Raw genomic sequence first — 18,363 nt, 5'->3', positions numbered from 1 at the left:
TGGTTCGATAGGGGGGCATAAATCGACTAAATCCTTATCTGGCAAGAGACTTAATTGATTAGTTCGCTCTAGATAAAAAACAATTGACAAAAATCGCTAAATGCCTTTCTATATAACGGTTCCATCCCTTATAACCCCCCTCCATTGCATAACACAAACCGAAGAGCCTTGATTATTACTAACCTTGAGTTCCCTTTGGAGATGGTGTTGGACTTGGACTCTCTAAGGGAATTGGATTTTGATTATTATTCTCAGATTTCGGTTGCATACTGATCCAAACTGCAATAATTCCCGTTAAAGCTGCGACAGCGGTTAAAATAAGAGTCAACACAGTTATCCAATGCTTCACAATCATAAATTCTACTTCTTGTTTAGTGGGATAAGGTGAATCTGAGCCTCCAACTATAATTTGAGATAAATTATATGTATTTTGCTGAACTAGGACATCGTTAAACTTTTGTTCTTGTTCTGCTATTGACATCTCTCTCTTGTAAGGACTTGTAGTGACATTTGGCATTTCCTCAAAAATTATTGTCAAAATTTTTTGACCTCTTTGTATACTTAAAGGGTCTTTTCCGAGGTTAATCGCCTTAATAGTAATAAGTCCTTGAAAGCCAGGATCTATATGACCTGGATTCAGAACAAGGAGACTTTTAAATGAACTCTCAGCATTTCTGGCAAAAACAGTCGCCATGATTTTTGACGATAGCTTGATTTCTTCCCATGTAAATAAGTTTATAATTTCACCCGGTTGAATATCAAATTGCCTATTAGCCTCTGGATGATTTGCATTGATGATTTGACCATTTTTAAAAATTGTTCCAATTCTTAGGTCATAGCTGCAAGCTTCCAAATTGGCTTTCACAGCATTTAAAACCAAGTCTCCTGAATCAATTTTGGCTTCAATATCTTGTTTAGAAAGAATTCCTTCTGACATTAGACAAACTCCAAAATAATCTGTGATTACTTGTTACAGCGTTTCTCCGGTAGACGAGGTACGTTCTCGCGGCTGAAATCCTTTACCGGCAAGATTTGATATATACTTCACCTTTGTGAGAAACGCTGTAATTGGATGACAAATAAATAGTTAAACCGCAACCAGCTAGAGAACTGGAATTTCACGGGCAAGCCACTAAGCCTTAAAAGCATTGCCATGCAAGGATCGTAGCCGAAAAAGCAAAACTACGGTTTTCCCTGTAGATGGGGTTTAAGTTATGGCAATTATGGTATTTCTGCACTTGGTTAGAATTATACCAAAAGTCAGGGAACCTGCTCTTGGTATCTTTCAAGGCTCGTTTCTCAAGCACAGTGGGGAAAAGGGCGATTACTATTCCGTCGCCTGGGATTGGCGGGAGCGGGAAGTGGACGAAGAAATTGAGCAACTGGAACAGATTGTCGATTTTCTGGCTGCCAATCCCAAACTCGTCGATTTATAGCCTTTCTCATACCTGTGTGGCACAGTTAAACCTTTGCTGATTAAGCTTTTCACCATCGACAATGTACCTCTTGCCAACAGGAAACGCTATAGTCAAGCTAGTATTTGGGAAATGGCGATAAAATATAGTCTGGGAAAATTAACTTTTGATTCCACCTTTTCGAGAATTTATTGAGTCACAAATTCAGAGCAATGATTTTCAGATTTTACCTCTTAATTTACTACATTTTGAACGAGTAGCGCAATTGCCTTTTCAGCATTGTATTAGGTATGTATGGGGTAAGTTCGGTTACATTACAATATAGACGGTCACTGACCCCGACGCTCTAAAAACTCTTTGTCGAAGATTATTATTTAATCTTTCAATAGGATTAGTTTGACCGGTTTCTTTACTGTCTCTTACGGTTTCTGTAGTGCCGCTAGATACACTGAGAACAGAGGACATCACTTTTCTGCAATTCCTGTAAACGGTTGAATAAAACCATCCACACCGACAAAGGAGGTGAGGGGCGACCAGTTTAAAATATCCTCTAAAATTGATTGATAGCCCTGGACATTGGGATGAAGTCCATCTTGCATTAATCTTTCTTGACACCACAGATCGCCCCGGTTCATCCAGAGATCAAATAAATCGAGATAGGGAATATTTTGTTCTAGACAAGCTTGTTTAGTGGTTTCTTTAAAACTATACTGATCGCCATGGTTGAAGTAAAAGCAATCTAAAAAGGGCATTTTCCGCTCATCTACCGGAATCATACCTATAAACAAAACCGGGCAAAGAGAACGGGCCCGGGTGAGTAAATGTTCGATTTGAGTTTGAAAAAGATCGTGATCGGTATAAGTACGACCATCGGGCCGGCCTAAACGGGCTGTATCATTAACACCGACGGAGAGAAGAATCAGGTCGGGGAGACGATTGCGAATTTCCCCCCTGAGACGAAATTCCTGTTCTAAACGTTCGGACACTTGTACCACTCGATCGCCGCGAATCCCCAAATTATACAGGGCATGACCGGCACTTTCCATCCACAAACGACGTAGGCGCTCGGCCCAACCGCCACCCACGGGGTCGCCATAGCCATAAACAAGGCTATCACCTAAAGCGACGATTTTGAGGGGATGGGGCATGATTAGGCCTTTGTCTTTAGTAGGTAAACGAGAAAGAGTTTGCATGATCGCTCGATCGAATCGGTTGTCCTTTACACTTGTAAACGAATTTGGTTAAACTGTCCGTGTATTATACTACATTAGAAATTTTTTCCTGCCAGTTAACTCATCTGATATCAGCCAAGCACCGGCACTGACCAGTATAAAACAAGGCCGCCCGATGATCATTCCTTGCCTAAGAGCCATTTCCGGGCTAAATCTACTATAAAATTTATGATTAAAACCTAGATAAATTGATGACTACTCGTTTAAGACGCGCGGTTCAAGACCGAGAATTTTTGATTACAGCCGAGATTACTCCCCCGAAAGGGGGTAATGCCAGTCATATGCTAGAAATGGCCCTCTGGCTAAAAAATCGCGTTCATGCGGCTAATATTACCGATGGCAGTCGCGCCGTAGTGCGAATGTCCTCTCTGGCTGCCTCCGCTATTCTCTATCAACACGACATTGAACCCATCTGTCAAATGGCCTGTCGCGATCGCAATGTGATCGGATTACAGGCAGATCTAATGGGCGCTCATGCTTTGGGATTGAGAAATATACTAGCTTTAACCGGAGATCCCGTCAAAGCAGGAGATCACCCCAAAGCTAGGGCAGTTTTTGACCTAGAATCGGTACGTTTGTTAAAATTAATCGATAAATTAAATAAAGGTTTTGACTTTAACGATAAATCTTTACCGGATGGACCCCTAGAACTTTTTGCTGGGGCTGCCGTCGATGTGCAGTCAAAAAGTTGGTCCGGTCTTCAAAGCCGTTTTGAGCGTAAAATCGAAGCAGGAGCGCAGTTTTTTCAAAGTCAATTAGTTACGGATTTCGAGTGTCTTGATAAGTTCATGCAGCAGGTGGCTTCCCTGGCTGATAAACCAGTTCTAGCGGGAATTTTTCTGTTAAAATCGGCTAAAAATGCCGTATTTTTAAATAAAAATGTGCCAGGGGTGCAGATTCCCGATCAGATCATTCAAAGACTCGCTGATGCACCTCATCCCCTCGAAGAAGGTATCAAAATCGCCGCCGAACAAATAAAATTAGCCCAGCAGTTATGTCAAGGTGTCCACATCATGGCGATTAAACGAGAGGATTTAGTCCCGAAAATTCTCGATCTGGCTGGTATCCCGCCAATACATAACTGAGATGAAAAGTCAATAGTTTTTATAAAAAATTAACTTTCATTTTGACTAGCGGTCTTTTGACAAGAATTCTACCCCTAACCTAGTATGGGAAGGCTCAAAGCATCTTCGGGATTAAAAGCATGGATTCCAATCTAGGTCAAGAAAAAGAGAATAGTTGTGGTGGGCGAAAATGGTTGTCGATCGGTATTGCCCCCACTGGTATAATTTCCATTGGCATTGTTCCCATGGGCGTTATTTCCATCGGTATTGTTCCTATGGGAGTAGTTTCCATTGGAACCGTGGCCATGGGGACAATTGCGGCCGGTTTTGTGTCCATGGGACTTTTCAGTATTGGTAGCGTTGGGATGGGATTAAATAACGGTCATTTTTCCAATCTTAATTCTCCCCCTGCTGAATCTCCCCATAAACATCATCAGCATTAAAATCAAGATTTGACCAGCAATCATGAATTATTCCATCCGTGCTGCCGTTTCTACCGATGTCAAGGCTATTTTTGACTTAATTGTTGCCTTAGCGGCCTATCAAGAACTCAGCCATTTAATGACAGGAAATAGTCAAGCTTTAGGGGAGCATTTATTCGGAGAAAAACCCTACATCGAAGCATTGGTGGCGGAAGTAGAGGGTAAAATAGTCGGTTTTGCCCTATTTTTTGCTAACTATTCCACCTTTATAACTAAACCGGGGCTTTACCTAGAAGATATCTTCGTTTTACCCGATTATCGCGGTCAAGGTATCGGGAAAGCTTTACTAATGGCTGTGGCTAAAATTGCCGTCGCTAGGGATGCAGGACTTTTAGAATGGACTGTCTTAGAGTGGAATCAACTGGCGATCGATTTTTATGGAAAAATGGGGGCTAAGGTCTTCCAAGAGTGGCAAATTTGTCGTCTCACCGGGACTGCTTTAACCCAATTGGGTAATAGTGATCAATAAGTCAGACCCTTTCTCGAGCCTAGAACTTTGTGATCGATCGAGACTCCTTGCTATACTATACCTCTGACACTGGCTTTCCTCATTGGTGCAGAATGCAACCCACAGACTCGAATAAATTTACCGAACAAGCTTGGGATTCGATCGTTAAATCGCAAGAAATTGCGCGACGCTTCAAAAATCAGACCTTAGAGGTGGAACACGTTATTATTGCCCTCCTAGAGCAGAATAACGGTCTAGCCACCCGGATTTTACAAAAAGCTAATATAGAAATTCCGCGACTGCAACAACAGCTAGAAGTCTTCACCAACCGACAGCCGAAAGTGGCCATCGTCGATCAATTATACCTAGGTCGTGGTCTCGATCTGCTGCTCGATCGCGCGGAAGCATCCCGGGAAAGTTGGCAAGATAAATTTATCTCCGTCGAACATCTTCTCGTCGGTTTTGCCGAAGATGAAAGGGTGGGCCGGAAATGTTTACGCACTTTCAATCTTGACCCCCAAGATTTAGAATTAGCCATCAAAGCGATTCGCGGTACTCAAAAGGTTACTGAACCCAATCAAGAGGAAAAATACGAAGCTTTAGATAAATATGGCCGGGATTTAACAGCAGCGGCCAAAGAAGGCAAATTAGACCCAGTTATCGGTCGTGATGAAGAAATTCGACGGGTGGTACAAGTCCTCTCGCGACGGTCGAAAAATAACCCGGTTTTAATCGGTGAACCGGGGGTAGGAAAAACCGCTATTGCTGAAGGATTGGCCCAAAGGATTGTTAACGGAGATGTTCCCGAATCTTTGAAAAATCGTCAGTTAATTTCCCTCGATATGGGAAGTTTAATCGCTGGGGCAAAATATCGAGGCGAATTCGAGGAAAGATTGCGGTCAGTCATGAAAGAAGTTACCCAATCAGAAGGGCGAATTATTCTCTTTATCGATGAACTACATACCGTTGTCGGTGCGGGTTCTAGGGAAGGGGGATCGATGGATGCGGGCAACCTATTAAAACCTATGTTAGCTCGGGGAGAATTGCGCTGTATTGGGGCGACAACTTTAGATGAATATCGCAATCATATTGAAAAAGACCCCCCTTTAGAAAGACGTTTTCAACAGGTTTATATTAAGGAACCTTCCGTGGAGGATACTATCTCAATTCTCCGGGGTTTAAAAGAACGTTATGAGCTGCATCATGGGGTGACAATTACCGATTCAGCCCTAGTGGCAGCAGCTACCCTATCCCATCGTTATATTAGTGATCGTTTTTTACCCGATAAAGCGATCGATTTAGTTGATGAAGCGGCGGCCAAATTAGAGGTAGAAAGTACCACTAAACCCGCCGATTTGGAAATGATAGATCGTCGCTTAATGCAGTTACGGATGGAAAAATTCTCCTTAGAAAAAGAGGAGAAAAAAGATCGAGCTTTTCAAGAGCGTTTAGAAAGAATTATCGAAGAAATTGAGGAATTAGAAAGTAAACAAAAGCCTCTCGCTGACCAATGGCAAACCGAAAAACATATCGCCGAGGAAATTAAATTATTGCGAGAGGAAGAAGAACAATTGCGCCTACAGGTGGAACAGGCTGAACGAGCTTATGATCTCAATAAAGCAGCCCAATTAAAGTATGGCAAACTAGAAATTTTACAAGGGGAATTAGAAGTAAAAGAAAAAGAACTAGAAACTATTCAAGCGGCAGGTTCGACCCTGTTAAGACAACAGGTAACTGATGCTGATATTGCCGAAATAGTTGCCCGGTGGACAGGAATTCCCGTCAATCGTTTAATGGAATCGGAACGACAAAAATTATTAGAATTAGAGTCTCATTTACAGAAAAAAGTGGTCGGACAAAATGAAGCAGTCACGGCAGTAGCAGCGGCGATTCGACGCGCACGCGCAGGAATGAAAGATCCCTCGCGTCCGATTGGTTCATTCCTATTTATGGGACCCACAGGAGTGGGTAAAACCGAGTTAGCGCGGGCCTTGGCGGGGTTACTATTCGACTCCGAGGAAGCCATGGTTCGCATCGATATGTCGGAATACATGGAAAAACACGCGGTTTCGCGTTTAATCGGCGCGCCTCCGGGTTATGTGGGTTACGAGGAAGGGGGACAACTATCGGAAGCGGTGCGTCGTCGTCCCTATTCTGTGGTTTTATTGGATGAAGTGGAAAAAGCCCATCGGGATGTTTTTAACATTTTATTACAAGTGCTTGACGATGGGCGCATTACCGACTCTCAGGGGCGAGTGGTGGATTTTCGGAATACGATTATCGTCATGACCAGTAATATTGGCAGTGACCATATTTTAAATGTTTCCGAAGATGCCGATTATGAGGAGATGCGGAAACGGGTTTTAACAGCTTTGCGGAGTCATTTTCGTCCCGAATTTTTGAATCGTATCGACGATTTAATTATTTTCCATACCCTGAAAAAAGAAGAATTGCGTTACATTGTTCGTCTGCAATTACAGCGTCTGGAAAGATTATTAGCAGAACAAAAAATCAATCTAGAATTAACCGCAGCAGCAGAAAATCATATCGTTACTGTTGGTTACGATCCCACCTACGGTGCGCGACCTTTAAAACGCGCTATCCAACGGGAGTTAGAGAATCCTTTAGCCACAAAAATTCTCGAACAAGCTTTTATGGAAGGGGATACGGTGGTAATTGATTGTCTGGATGAGGTGTTAAGTTTTAGCAAAAAGGAGCTAGAAAAGGAAGAGCAAACATTAGAATTAGCTGTGGTTAACCTCAGTTCGGATTAAAACCAGATAGGGGATATATTCCCCCCAATTCAGCCAACATAAACAAAATTTTGCCACAAAAGGCCTTGTAAATCTAGCTGGGGGTTGCTGAATAAATCTAAGTGGGTGGGTGGAATTAAATATAAGATGAACGTAGGTTGGGTTGAAGCATGAAACCCAACGCCCGCTCATGTTACGCTACCGCTAACCCATCCTACAAATAATTGTGCCTCCCTACTTAAAAACCTTGTTAGACATCTCCAAAAATTATAACCCAGTCACAGCTTGCTTTTAGCTTGTGTACTACTTAAATAGTTCGATAACTGAAATGTATATCTATCGTTGCTAATTCAATTTCACTGAAAAAATATGAGGCAATTAAAATAATTTTTATTCGGGTATAGTTCTTAACTAGAAAGACTTTTGGTCTTGAGATAATATTAGGTCGAGGTCTGTTGGATAATATCTTTAGGCTTTTTTGAAATCACAAAGTGCCAGCCATTGGAGGGAGCGAGGGGAAAATTCAGGGACTTTTTCCCTGAAAATTAGGTAATTGACCCCCTCAAAATCGGTAAAACCCCACACCCTGCCCCCAGGAAAAACTTTTTCAGCAAACTCTAATTAGTGCCTCAAAACCAGAGACGATTTCCAGCATTTCTTCGGTGATAGCAGTTTGCCGTTCCTGTTGGAATTGAGCGTGAAGTTGTGCTAATTGCTCTTCTATATTTTTCTCGGATGCTTGCATCGATGCCAGTCGGCTCGCATTTTCACTAGCCAAAGATTCAGCCAAAGCACGATACAGACAAATAAACAAATATTGCTCGATCAAGGCAGAAAACAACTGACTCCAATCCATAGTAAAAGTAGGCAAAGTGGCTCCTACCCACCTTTTTTGCTGTAAGTCTTGTAGCCATTTGTTATCCACAGGTAATAATTGTAAGGCATGAGGTTGATAGGATATATTGGAGCGAGGCTTATGGTAAAACAAGGCAATTTTATCTATTTGCATTTGAGATTGCCACATTTCGATGTGTAGTAGCAGTTCTTGAACCATTGACGTGATGCCAGCAAGAGAAGTGGGCATCGCAAAGTTCCGTTCGCTGACTATTCCCGCATTTTCTAAGGGGGGAATTACCCGCGCACCTACAGCCAAGACTGCGAGTTGGCTGGAGTCAATAGACAAGTGCTGAATCTGAGTAACGGCGTAGCGGACAATCTGCTCGTTGAACTGACCGCACATACCCTGATCTGAACCAAATATGATCGCACCTAAATGACTATTTCTCGGAAGCTTTCTGGGGCTTGCAGCGATCGCATGGTGTTGATATACTGCTGATCCTAAAACAATTTGCAAGCCCATCTCGATGGTACGATTATACTCAATAAGGGATTCTACTGCCCGTTCATATTGATGAATGCTGGCCGCTGCAAGAACTTTCATGGTCTTGACAACGGATTGAAGTTCTTGTGCGATCGCAATTCGTCGTTGTAGCAATTCAAGGACTGGCATGATCTGTGTGGATTGGCAATTAGTCGAGTTAATTTATTCCGGAATAGCAATTGCTTGTTTGGCTATATTGACTAAATTCTGGAAATCCCCATCGCTCAGTTTTTTGCCAGATTGTAGGTGAACGCATATTGCGGGTAATTGCTGGCGTATTGCTAAAGCGACGGCTTTTTCGGCCGCTGGGATTTCCGTGATCATCAATCGATCAAATACCCCTGATGTCACCGCTAGGAGTATAGCAATTTGTTCGGGAACCGGCATCGGTTCGTACTGATTTTGTTTCAAAACTTCCCGCACGCGCCGCCCTCGTTCTAAAGTTTGACGAGTGACTTCATCTAAACGAGTGCCAAAACGGGAAAAAACCTCTAGTTCTTCAAACTGGGAATAAGATAGGCGTAAATCACTCGCCACAGCACGATAGGCAGCTAATTGAGTCTTCCCCCCCACTCGCGACACCGACTTACCCGCATCTACCGCCGGCAAAATTCCTTTTTGAAACAGCACGGGAGAGAGATAGATTTGCCCGTCGGTAATTGAGATTAAATTGGTCGGAATGTAAGCAGAGATATTTTGGGCTTCGGTTTCGACAATCGGCAATGCAGTTAAAGAACCACCTCCTCGGGCAGCATTTAGGCGTGTAGAGCGTTCGAGCAAACGAGAATGGATGTAGAAAATATCCCCTGGAAAAGCTTCTCGACCGGGAGGACGGCGTAATAGCAGCGATAGCTCTCGATAAGCGCGAGCATGAGCGGTCAAATCATCATAAACAATCAAGACATCATGGCCCTGCTCCATAAAATACTCTGCCATGGCCGTGGCGGCGTAGGGAGCAATAAACTGCAAGCCCGGTGGTTCTTCCCCAGCGGCAAAGACGACCAAACAGTAGTCCATCGCCCCATACTGCTGCAAGTCAGCGACGAACTTAGCCACCGCCGAACTGCGCTGTCCGATCGCGCAGTAAACGCAAATCACCTTTTCACCTTTCTGGTTGATAATCGTGTCAAGAGCGATCGAGCTTTTTCCTGTTTGGCGATCGCCTAAAATCAATTCTCGCTGGCCCCGCCCGATGGGAATCAGAGCATCCACCACCTTTAAGCCCGTTTGCAGCGGTACTGTCACTGGAGCGCGATCCATAATTGCTGGGGCTTTTCGCTCGGCCAAATATCTTTGTGCCGCCCGCACTGGCCCCCGGTTATCCAAGGGGCGACCCATGGGATCGACTACTCGCCCTAAGAGTCCGTCCCCCACTGGCACATCTAGCACTCGTCCCGTCCGGCGTACCTCATCCCCTGCTTTTAAATGTTCGCTTTTATCTAAGAGGATAGTGCCGACTTCATCAATATCCAAGTTAAAGGCCATACCCAGAGAATCTCCCTGGAAACAAACAATTTCTTCCGATTTTACGCCGGGCAAGCCGGCAATCCGGGCAATCCCTTGACCGATAAAGTTTACCGTGCCAATTTCTCGGTATTTAAGTTGTGGGCGCTGCTCGCCTAAAATCCGTTGGCAGGTAGAGAAGGTATCCTCTAGCAATCGATGTAAAGCTTGCTCATCTCGGTTCATGGTATTTTTTGATTACCCCTCGTCTCTCGCGTAAAGACAACGGCTAAATCCTCTTCAAAGTCGTTCAAAAATTCCTCGACATTCCAGGCGATTCTTCGGCCAGAGGTTTTTAACTCAATGCCACAGATAAGGGCCGGTTTCACTTCAAATTTTATATCCAGATCACCAACAAGTTCTTGGCGAAGAACTGAGATAATTTGCTGCCGCAATTCTTCCGAGATTTCAAAGCTGCTAGAGATGATTGCCTCCCGCGTCTTGGCCGTTGCGGCGATCGCTTGACAAAGCACTCTTTTCTCTTCCCGATCCCAATTGCGAACTCGCTCGAGGAAAACTTGAATGACAAGCTGTTCAAGTTGGACATCGGCTAGAGCTGCCAAAACTTGGCGAATTGTCTCCTGAATCTGTTGTAATGCTCGATGTCGCAACTCTTGCAAAAAGGCATCTTTTTGCCGTTGAACTATTTCTTGCCAGCGAGATCGATCTTCTTCTACTTCAGTGCGGATACCTTGCATTAACTCTGTTTGCGTCTGTGCAACTGCTGCCTTAACTTGAGCCAACATCGTCGAGCGCTCAGTCGCAAAATCTTGCTGCATTTGTTGGTATTTTTCGATTTCTTCTCGCGCTAATTGGCACTTTTGTTCGGCAGCTTGCTGGCGATCGCTAATTGTTTTTTCCCGACGTTCCATTGCCTGAATAATAGGACGGTAGAGAAACTTTTGCAGTACAGCCACCAAAATCAAGAAATTGACAATTTGGGACAAAAAGGTAAACCAATCAACTGCCACGGAATTATCCCCCCGCTTTAGTCACTACATAACCCCAAAAAGGATTGGCAAAAATTAAAATTAGCGAAATCACAAAACAATAAATTGCCACTGACTCAATAAATGCCAAACCAACAAATAACGTTCGAGTAATCGTATTGGCTTCGTCTGGCTGTTGCGCCAAAGCGGTCAAAGCTTGAGCGATGGCTCTTCCCTCTCCCAGTGCTGGCCCTATTGAACCGATCGCCATAGTTAATCCAGCCGCTAAAATTGATATCATTGCCGTCAAGCCAATATTATTCATGGTTTCTTTGCTCCTTTTCTCCCGTATGAGAATTATTAACCACTTGCTGTGCTTCTGTTGCCGAAGCAATATAAACCATAGCCAAAATCGCAAAAATATACGCTTGAATTAATCCAGTCAGTAGCTCCAATACCTGCATGATAATCGGGAAAAAAAGAGGGGCAATGGATAAAATAATAGCTACTATCATGACATCACTCATCACATTGCCAAACAGCCGGATAGCCAAGGACAAAGTGCGTGACAGTTCCCCAATCAGATGAAAAGGTAACATCAAGGGATGGGGTTGTAGATAGTGATTGAGATATTTTTTTAACCCTGACTGACGTATGCCGTAAAATGGCACCGCCCAAAAAACGCAGATAGCAAGTGCTGCCGTTGTAGAAAGAGAGGCCGTAGGCGGATGATATCCCGGGATGATTTCTAAGAGATTGGAAGCGGCGATGAAAATAAACAAAGTACCAATAAATGGCAAGTAGATATCCGGTTGGCATCCGCTAATATCTCTTATTTGACCCCGCAATTCTTCGATTACAACTTCCAAAACATTTTGCCAGCGAGACAGACGAGTATCTGTCGATAGTCGGCGCGTGATTAGCCAGGAACTAATGCCCAATAACGCCATTAACCCCCAAGTAAATAACAGAGTAGCATTAAGGGCAATTGCTCCTGATTGCCAGAAAATAATCTTGTCAGGACTTATATACATCAGCTATTGTACTTAGTTACTTCTGAATTTAGGTTGTACCTGCTGCAATATTAGATTTCTCGTCCAGAAGAAGGTGGCCAGGCTTAACAGCAAGTGGAGGACTGGCAAGTGGGGGACTGCAGCTATTATCGCATAAAATCCCAGCAAAATTATGCTTGTACGCCCCAAAAAACTAATCAAAGTTAATACCGTGGGATTATGGGTTCTGGGGAGTTGACGCACCGTTAGCCACAATCCGCCAAAATAGGCCAAACCCAAGGCCATTCCCGCCAATAGTGCCAGAGGAAAATACAGCAGTTCAATCATGATTGAGTTCCTTTTTCGATTGCTCGCGTGCGCGCTCGATGGCGGATTGTTCGCGCTTAACCCACTGCCAGGCATTCAGACAGCCCAGCATCAACCCAGCCAACATTAACATTAATGTCCAGGAAAAGCGACTCGGCCATTCTCGATCGATCCAGATACCGAGTGCCATACCTAAGAGAGTGGGTAGAACGACTGACCAGCCGACCAATCCCAATAACCCCAGGCCAAACCATATACTGTGCTTCTTTTCTACTCTAGCTCTGAGTTTACGCTCTTCCTGGCCCCCTACCTTGCGGCTAAAGCGCAAACGATTTTTTTGATGACTTCTTGCTGCCATTTTATTAGTACCCATATTTCCATTATTTCTCGTCTAGTTTCCTCGCTGCCCTCCTAGTTCGATAAATTGCCGGATCATGTTAGCTTCCAGTTTTGTCAGGGCCACGCGAGTGCGTTTTTCCCGCTCATCTAAGATTTGAAACTGCTTTTCTACCGCCTCTCTTAAGCATCCTAAGTCGGCACTTTCAACAGCATGGCGAGTAGAAACCCGCACGTCAAAACCAGATTTGACCAAAATGCCCTCATCCACGGCCATAAATCTCTCCTGCTCTTGAGGAGTGGTGAAAGACAGCAATCCGGGCAAGATAGCGGTGACAAAATCAATGTGATGTGGCAGCAGACAAAAGCAACCGCTTCCCGATTCTGCCGTGACTTTAATAACTTCTGTCTCTAATAGGATTCGGGTGGGCAATATAACTAGGAGTTTCATCGTGCCTGTCATAGCTTTACCTTTACCGCCTCATCAATCGTGCCAATCATGTAAAGTGCCTTCTCTGGATAATCGGAAAATTCATCTTGAAGAATGCGATCGCATCCTGCTAAGGCCGCTTCTAGCTCGACAAATTTACCCGCCATTCCTGTAAACTGTTCGGTAGAAAAGAAAGGCTGGGTGAGAAACTTTTCTAATCGTCTGGCTCTGGCCACAATCTGCCGGTCAGCCGGTGAAAGTTCTTCTAATCCTAGCATGGCAATAATATCCTTGAGTTCTTCGTAGTTCGCTAGGGTTTGTCGCACTGCCTGGGCGATGCGATAGTGTTGTTCGCTGACAATGGGTGGCATCAACATTTTCGATCCCGATTGCAGTAAGTTCACCGCCGGATAAAACCCCTCACTTGCTCGCTGGCGAGAGAGTACAATTGATGCCGATAGATGAGAAAAAGTATGAACAGCCGCCGGATCGGTAAAGTCATCGGCTGGGACATAGACTGCTTGAATGGAGGTGATTGCGCCTGTAGCCGTACTGCAAATCCGCTCTTCTAGCTCTGCCAGTTCCGTGGCTAATGTCGGCTGATACCCTACCCGTGAAGGTAATTGTCCCATCAACCCCGATACCTCTGAACCGGCCTGAATAAAGCGGAAGATATTGTCAATTAATAGTAAGACATCTTGTTTGGCCGTGTCGCGAAAGTATTCCGACATTGTCAGTGCGGCGTGTCCGACGCGAAATCTGACACCGGGGGGTTCATCCATCTGCCCAAAGATCATCACCGTATTCTGCAAAACCCCGGCTCCCCGCATTTCTTGGTATAAATCTAGGGCTTCCCGACATCGCTCCCCAATTCCACAGAAGATACTAATTCCCTGATGTTGCTTGACGATGTTATGAATCATTTCGGTAATCAAAACCGTCTTGCCAACACCCGCTCCGCCAAATAATCCTGCTTTCCCCCCCCGTTCCAACGGGACAAGCACGTCTATGGCTTTAATACCGGTTTTGAGAATCTCCGAGCTAGTGGTTCGCTCGTACAGGGGAGTCGGATTTGCATAAATTGAACGCCATTCTCCCTCAGCTATCTGTTCTTGTCCGTCAATTGTTTCCCCAAATATATTCAACATCCTGCCGAGCAACCCCTCGCCCACTGGAACTCGCAGGGGATGACCCGTATCGATGACTGGAGAACCGCGAGCTAAACCAGCTGTTGGCTTCAGTGAAATGGCCCGTACCAGTTGGGAGTTAAGATGGGCCACAACTTCCATCGCTACACTGCCATCTTCTCCCGCCTGAAGTTGGCTATGAAGTTCTGGCAGCCTTTGGGAAAAATAGACATCAATGATGCTTCCTCGCACTGACAATACAGAGCCAGCGTTGAGTTTGTTAATATCTCGTTGATCGTTCATCGAAAAATTGGCTCTGAAACCCCGTCTTTTTAGGACGGCTTGATATTACAATCTAGATGCTCACTCACCGCCCCAGTCCATCCAGAGATCAAATAAATCGAGATAGGGAATATTGCGGAACGATTGCAACAGATTAAGGATTCGGAATCTTTAGACAAGTGTACTAGACCAAGGGACAAGCAGTGATCGCCCGTCTCCGCTTGTCCCCATTGTCGTCAACAGATGTTGAGGATGTTATACCATTTTTCTTTATTTGCGTCACAACGAATGCCGGCTTGGCAAGCATTCGAGCGTGGATGTCTGTCATGGATTTAGAAATTTGGTATTAGACATCGATAAACAGGCGATTTAGTACGAAAAGTGCGATCGCTGTGGACGAATCTGGTTAGAAGCAGGTCAATTCAGCCAACATAAACAAAATTTTGCCCCAAAAGTCCCTGTGAATCTAGCTAGGGGTTGCTGAATAAATCTAAAAACCTTGTTGGATAAAACTTTTAGACTTTTTTTCCCTCAAAAATTGCCAACCATTGGAGTGATCGGGGGTAAAATTCAGGTACTTTTTACCTGAAAATTAGGTAACTGACCCCCTCAAAATCCGTAAAACCCCACACCCCACACCCCACCTGCCCCCCCGATGTCGGGGGGGTTGGGGGGGTCACACCCTACCCCCACGAAAAACTTTTTGCCGCAAACCCTAGCTAACAGGTTTTATTTCTGTAATTGATGACCACAGCTACTACAAAAGCGATCGGTTGCCGCTACTTTTGCCCCACATTGACTACAAAATTGGGCTTTACTGACGGTTTTTGTGTCTCCCATACTCATTTTCATATCTCCCATTTGCATTTCCATGGGGGTAAAATTCATCGACATATTACCCATTTTCATCGGTTGCATCGGTTGCATCGGTTGCATTGGTTGCATTGGTGAGGAGGAGAAACTGGTAGCGGTTGTCGATTGAGAGGACTGAGAAACTCCAGAGGTATGAGGGGAGGAAAAACCGATACTGGTTCCTTGAATTTGGATTCTGTGGGGTCCGGTTTCAGTGATAATTTCAATAATTGCCCCTTGGGGAATTATCTCTATTTGGGGTTCTTGTGTCCAAACTCCCGTAGCAAAACTACTGCTAGACTGCTGTTGTTGTCCCACCGCACCACTAGCGAGGGTTACAATCGTCTGCAGCCCTTGATTATCGAGATATAGACGTTGTCCTGTGGGTAATTCACTATAAATAGCCATATTTTTGACAGTGAAAAGTAAAAAGTAAAAACCTAGTTCACACCCCTAGGATCCAGTCTAGCGAGGATAGAAATGTTAGAGAATTTTCTTAAGAATTTTATCGACAAAAAAAGGGTGGTTTTACCCACCCTCACCATGTCTCAAGAAAACAAACTTTTTAACGGACGCTACCGGCTAATTTATCGACCCGAATCGGTTTCATCAGGTACAATTTGAGGAATTGCCAAGCGTTAGAGGCGAAGATAGGCAATTTCTTCAGGAATTTAACCGGTGCGGCACTGTTTTCGCTATCGATCGCCCGTAATCCCTCGTTATTGCGAACACAAATTTCTAGGCGATCATAAAATTCAGGACTATCCACATCGAGAACAATCGGGAAGACGCGGCCGGCGGTTTCATTGGTCTTCTCGATTACAGACTTATCGTACTCGCGAGCGTCCAAACCGAGAATGGCGTAGAAACCAGAACGCTGAGTATCATTGAGATACATCGTAGCGAAGACCGAAAGCAGGAAGAAACGACACCAGAGACGAGCGCGCCAATCATTAAGAATATCAGGCTGCGCACGCATGATCGCATCAAAGAAGTCCCCGTGACGGTTTTCGTCTTGACACCAATTCTCGAAGAAGTTAAAAATCGGATAAACCCGATCTTCGGGGTGTTGTTCAAGATGGCGATAAATGGTGATATAGCGCCAGTAACCGATTTTTTCGGAAAGATAGGTGGCGTAGAAGATAAATTTCGGTTTAAAGAAGGTGTAGTTACGGCTTTTGGTTAAAAATCCCAAGTCAAGGGAGAGGTTAAAATCCGATAAAGCCTTATTGAGGAATCCAGCGTGACGCGCTTCGTCCCGGGACATGAGGTTAAAGCATTCTGCGAGAACGGGATTTCTGTTTTTTAAACGTCTGCCGAGTTCTTTGTAGAGAAGAAAGCCGGAAAATTCGGCCGTGCAGGATCTTTCCAGAAATTCCACGAATAAGCGACGAGTTTCGCCATCGATATGCTCCCAAGAGCGATCAAATTCTTGATTGCGAACGAAGTGATGCCGGTTATAATCGGTACGGAATTCCTCTAAAATCGCTTTCAGTTCTTCCTCGTTAGCGGCGATCGACATTTCCGCCATCGCTTCAAAATCAGTGGTATAGAAGCGGGGAGTGAGGATCGTTTCTTTAGCGGGAACTTTTATACCCGGACGGATTTCCTCGAATTCTGGTTTTTGGATCGTGCTGACCATAGGGATTATTGATTTTACTCTGGGATGATGATTGAGACGAGTAAAGGCTCTGACTTGATAATGACCAGCCGTGAAAAAACGGCTAGGATTCACTATAGCAAGCTCTCAGCCCTAGACTCCCTTCCTGTTCATTAAAAGTTACAACTCTTAATTAAGCTGTGTGAACAAACCCAGATTTTTCGCTGGGAGTCTTGACAAATGTTCGGGGGTGTGGGGTTTGTGCAGTGATCGGTAAACAGTCATCAGTAATCGGTGAACTGAAAACCCACATCTGATAACAAGGACCGAATCTAAAACCTAATTGGTTAAGTTAAAAGCTTTGATGTGCTTAGTTTCTACCTTCTTTTTTGGAGCCTGTTGCCTTGTACTATGATTAACTCCCAATCCAACTTCAACAACCCGCTCCCTTCTCCCCAATGCTCTAACAAAAAACAACTATCCCCCGATAGCGATCGCTAAAGGTCGAATAATTATAAATTTTTGCTAAGGGTGGGGTCAGACAGAGGAATCATGGCTAGAATGAGCTTAATTGTCAGGAATTTAGTTAACCAAGGTTTTTGGCAAGATGCTAGTCTGGCTAACACGCTTTTGGGGGTGATATAGGGAAAACTTCTGGCGATCACGCCTAAATGGGGTAATATGCCGAAACTTTCCACATATTGTTACTTTCAAGAGTGTTATACGGAAAGTTTCTGTATAATCTCTAGTTATCTCGCCAGCGCAAGTTAGGTTTTTCGTGAAATTTTGCGAGAGATTTTTTACTACGTTTGGAGATGGTTGGCGTTATTGGCGCTGGCATCCGTACTTAGTGAGAGGTGATCGCTCCTCCTCATCTCAAAGAAGACTGATTAACTTTTATTTTGGAATTGCTGATTTTGAGATTCTTCTGGCTAGGTAAGTGTATATGCAGTGATCGCTCTATCAGTTGCAGACATTTTTTGCGCTAATAATCCAATTAACACTGTTAAAACATAACCACTTCCCCCTCTTGCCAAAGCGATCACATCATTAAGAAGTTTACCATTTACTTCTATACTTTGCACGGCTACAACTTGCATTTTTTACTCAAGGACAATAATATAGTTTAAGAGTCATAATTAGAAGCAAAGCACTCATTAAAAACATGATTAACCTAGAATTCACGGAAGAAGAAAAGAACTCACTGTAT

The 18,363-nt window shown here is 44.2% G+C and carries 20 protein-coding genes; 5 read left to right on the top strand and 15 right to left on the bottom strand.

Annotation, left to right across the window (positions count from 1 at the left end; translation table 11 throughout):
• Window positions 1-178 precede the first annotated feature (178 nt).
• Window positions 179-937 carry a dCTP deaminase gene (locus O9324_RS18700; RefSeq protein WP_288140989.1) on the bottom strand — a complete coding sequence of 253 codons (759 nt, stop codon included), beginning with the start codon at window positions 935-937 and terminating at the stop codon, window positions 179-181.
• A 277-nt stretch (window positions 938-1,214) separates the two neighbouring features.
• Between O9324_RS18700 and O9324_RS18695 the strand changes: the two genes are divergently transcribed.
• A complete protein-coding gene (locus O9324_RS18695; RefSeq protein WP_288140988.1) occupies window positions 1,215-1,436 on the top strand; it encodes a hypothetical protein in 222 nt (73 codons plus the stop codon).
• Between the two features lie 288 nt (window positions 1,437-1,724).
• Here the strand turns inward: O9324_RS18695 and O9324_RS18690 are convergent, their stop codons facing one another.
• Both O9324_RS18690 and O9324_RS18685 read right to left on the bottom strand, forming a co-directional pair.
• The gene (locus O9324_RS18690) at window positions 1,725-1,880 is read right to left on the bottom strand and encodes a hypothetical protein (RefSeq protein WP_288140987.1); all 156 of its coding nucleotides are present in this window, start codon (window positions 1,878-1,880) and stop codon (window positions 1,725-1,727) included.
• Complete coding sequence (locus O9324_RS18685) at window positions 1,880-2,608, bottom strand: GDSL-type esterase/lipase family protein (protein WP_288140986.1); 729 nt, start codon at window positions 2,606-2,608, stop codon at window positions 1,880-1,882. The genes O9324_RS18690 and O9324_RS18685 overlap by 1 nt, the downstream gene beginning before the upstream one ends.
• A gap of 230 nt (window positions 2,609-2,838) precedes the next feature.
• On the opposite strand from O9324_RS18685, the gene O9324_RS18680 reads away from it, so the two are divergent.
• The 4 genes from O9324_RS18680 to clpB all read left to right on the top strand — a co-directional run bounded on the left by O9324_RS18680 (window position 2,839) and on the right by clpB (window position 7,415).
• A complete protein-coding gene (locus O9324_RS18680; RefSeq protein ID WP_002788992.1) occupies window positions 2,839-3,732 on the top strand; it encodes a methylenetetrahydrofolate reductase in 894 nt (297 codons plus the stop codon).
• A gap of 119 nt (window positions 3,733-3,851) precedes the next feature.
• A complete protein-coding gene (locus O9324_RS18675) occupies window positions 3,852-4,154 on the top strand; it encodes a hypothetical protein (RefSeq protein WP_002768918.1) in 303 nt (100 codons plus the stop codon).
• Window positions 4,155-4,176: 22 nt separating this feature from the next.
• On the top strand, window positions 4,177-4,662 hold the full coding sequence (locus O9324_RS18670) for a GNAT family N-acetyltransferase (protein ID WP_288140985.1): 486 nt from the start codon (window positions 4,177-4,179) through the stop codon (window positions 4,660-4,662).
• Window positions 4,663-4,754: 92 nt separating this feature from the next.
• Window positions 4,755-7,415 carry an ATP-dependent chaperone ClpB gene (gene clpB, locus O9324_RS18665; protein ID WP_288140984.1) on the top strand — a complete coding sequence of 887 codons (2,661 nt, stop codon included), beginning with the start codon at window positions 4,755-4,757 and terminating at the stop codon, window positions 7,413-7,415.
• A gap of 586 nt (window positions 7,416-8,001) precedes the next feature.
• Here the strand turns inward: clpB and O9324_RS18660 are convergent.
• From O9324_RS18660 to O9324_RS18605, 12 genes are all read right to left on the bottom strand, one after another.
• A complete protein-coding gene (locus tag O9324_RS18660; RefSeq protein WP_288140983.1) occupies window positions 8,002-8,904 on the bottom strand; it encodes a F0F1 ATP synthase subunit gamma in 903 nt (300 codons plus the stop codon).
• 33 nt (window positions 8,905-8,937) lie between these two features.
• On the bottom strand, window positions 8,938-10,464 hold the full coding sequence (locus O9324_RS18655; protein WP_288140982.1) for an alternate F1F0 ATPase, F1 subunit alpha: 1,527 nt from the start codon (window positions 10,462-10,464) through the stop codon (window positions 8,938-8,940).
• On the bottom strand, window positions 10,461-11,249 hold the full coding sequence (locus O9324_RS18650; protein WP_288140981.1) for a F0F1 ATP synthase subunit B family protein: 789 nt from the start codon (window positions 11,247-11,249) through the stop codon (window positions 10,461-10,463). Before O9324_RS18650 ends, O9324_RS18655 begins: the two co-directional genes overlap by 4 nt.
• 4 nt (window positions 11,250-11,253) lie before the next feature.
• Window positions 11,254-11,532: a F0F1 ATP synthase subunit C gene (locus O9324_RS18645; protein ID WP_002768905.1), complete on the bottom strand. Its 279-nt coding sequence runs from the start codon at window positions 11,530-11,532 to the stop codon at window positions 11,254-11,256.
• The gene (locus O9324_RS18640; protein WP_288140980.1) at window positions 11,525-12,241 is read right to left on the bottom strand and encodes a F0F1 ATP synthase subunit A; all 717 of its coding nucleotides are present in this window, start codon (window positions 12,239-12,241) and stop codon (window positions 11,525-11,527) included. The genes O9324_RS18645 and O9324_RS18640 overlap by 8 nt, the downstream gene beginning before the upstream one ends.
• 12 nt (window positions 12,242-12,253) lie before the next feature.
• Window positions 12,254-12,547: an ATP synthase subunit I gene (locus O9324_RS18635; protein ID WP_288140979.1), complete on the bottom strand. Its 294-nt coding sequence runs from the start codon at window positions 12,545-12,547 to the stop codon at window positions 12,254-12,256.
• The gene (locus O9324_RS18630; RefSeq protein ID WP_288140978.1) at window positions 12,540-12,899 is read right to left on the bottom strand and encodes an AtpZ/AtpI family protein; all 360 of its coding nucleotides are present in this window, start codon (window positions 12,897-12,899) and stop codon (window positions 12,540-12,542) included. Before O9324_RS18630 ends, O9324_RS18635 begins: the two co-directional genes overlap by 8 nt.
• Window positions 12,900-12,917: 18 nt before the next feature.
• Window positions 12,918-13,325, bottom strand: coding sequence for a F0F1 ATP synthase subunit epsilon (locus O9324_RS18625; RefSeq protein ID WP_288140977.1), 408 nt, complete (start codon window positions 13,323-13,325; stop codon window positions 12,918-12,920).
• Window positions 13,322-14,722, bottom strand: coding sequence for a F0F1 ATP synthase subunit beta (atpD, locus tag O9324_RS18620; RefSeq protein WP_288140976.1), 1,401 nt, complete (start codon window positions 14,720-14,722; stop codon window positions 13,322-13,324). The genes O9324_RS18625 and atpD overlap by 4 nt, the downstream gene beginning before the upstream one ends.
• A 708-nt stretch (window positions 14,723-15,430) precedes the next feature.
• Window positions 15,431-15,961, bottom strand: a complete 531-nt coding sequence (locus O9324_RS18615; RefSeq protein ID WP_288140975.1) for a zinc ribbon domain-containing protein — start codon at window positions 15,959-15,961, stop codon at window positions 15,431-15,433.
• A 157-nt stretch (window positions 15,962-16,118) separates the two neighbouring features.
• On the bottom strand, window positions 16,119-17,195 hold the full coding sequence (gene acsF / locus O9324_RS18610) for a magnesium-protoporphyrin IX monomethyl ester (oxidative) cyclase (RefSeq protein ID WP_288140974.1): 1,077 nt from the start codon (window positions 17,193-17,195) through the stop codon (window positions 16,119-16,121).
• An 890-nt stretch (window positions 17,196-18,085) separates the two neighbouring features.
• Window positions 18,086-18,253 (bottom strand): hypothetical protein, encoded by a 168-nt coding sequence (locus tag O9324_RS18605; protein WP_288140973.1) that lies wholly within the window; start codon window positions 18,251-18,253, stop codon window positions 18,086-18,088.
• Between the last annotated feature and the right edge of the window lie 110 nt (window positions 18,254-18,363).

The organism is Microcystis sp. LE19-84.1B, from assembly GCF_027531875.1.
Lineage (GTDB): Bacteria > Cyanobacteriota > Cyanobacteriia > Cyanobacteriales > Microcystaceae > Microcystis > Microcystis panniformis.
The sequence above is the reverse complement of the archived record's forward strand: the minus strand, read 5'-3'. Positions and strand labels throughout refer to the sequence as shown.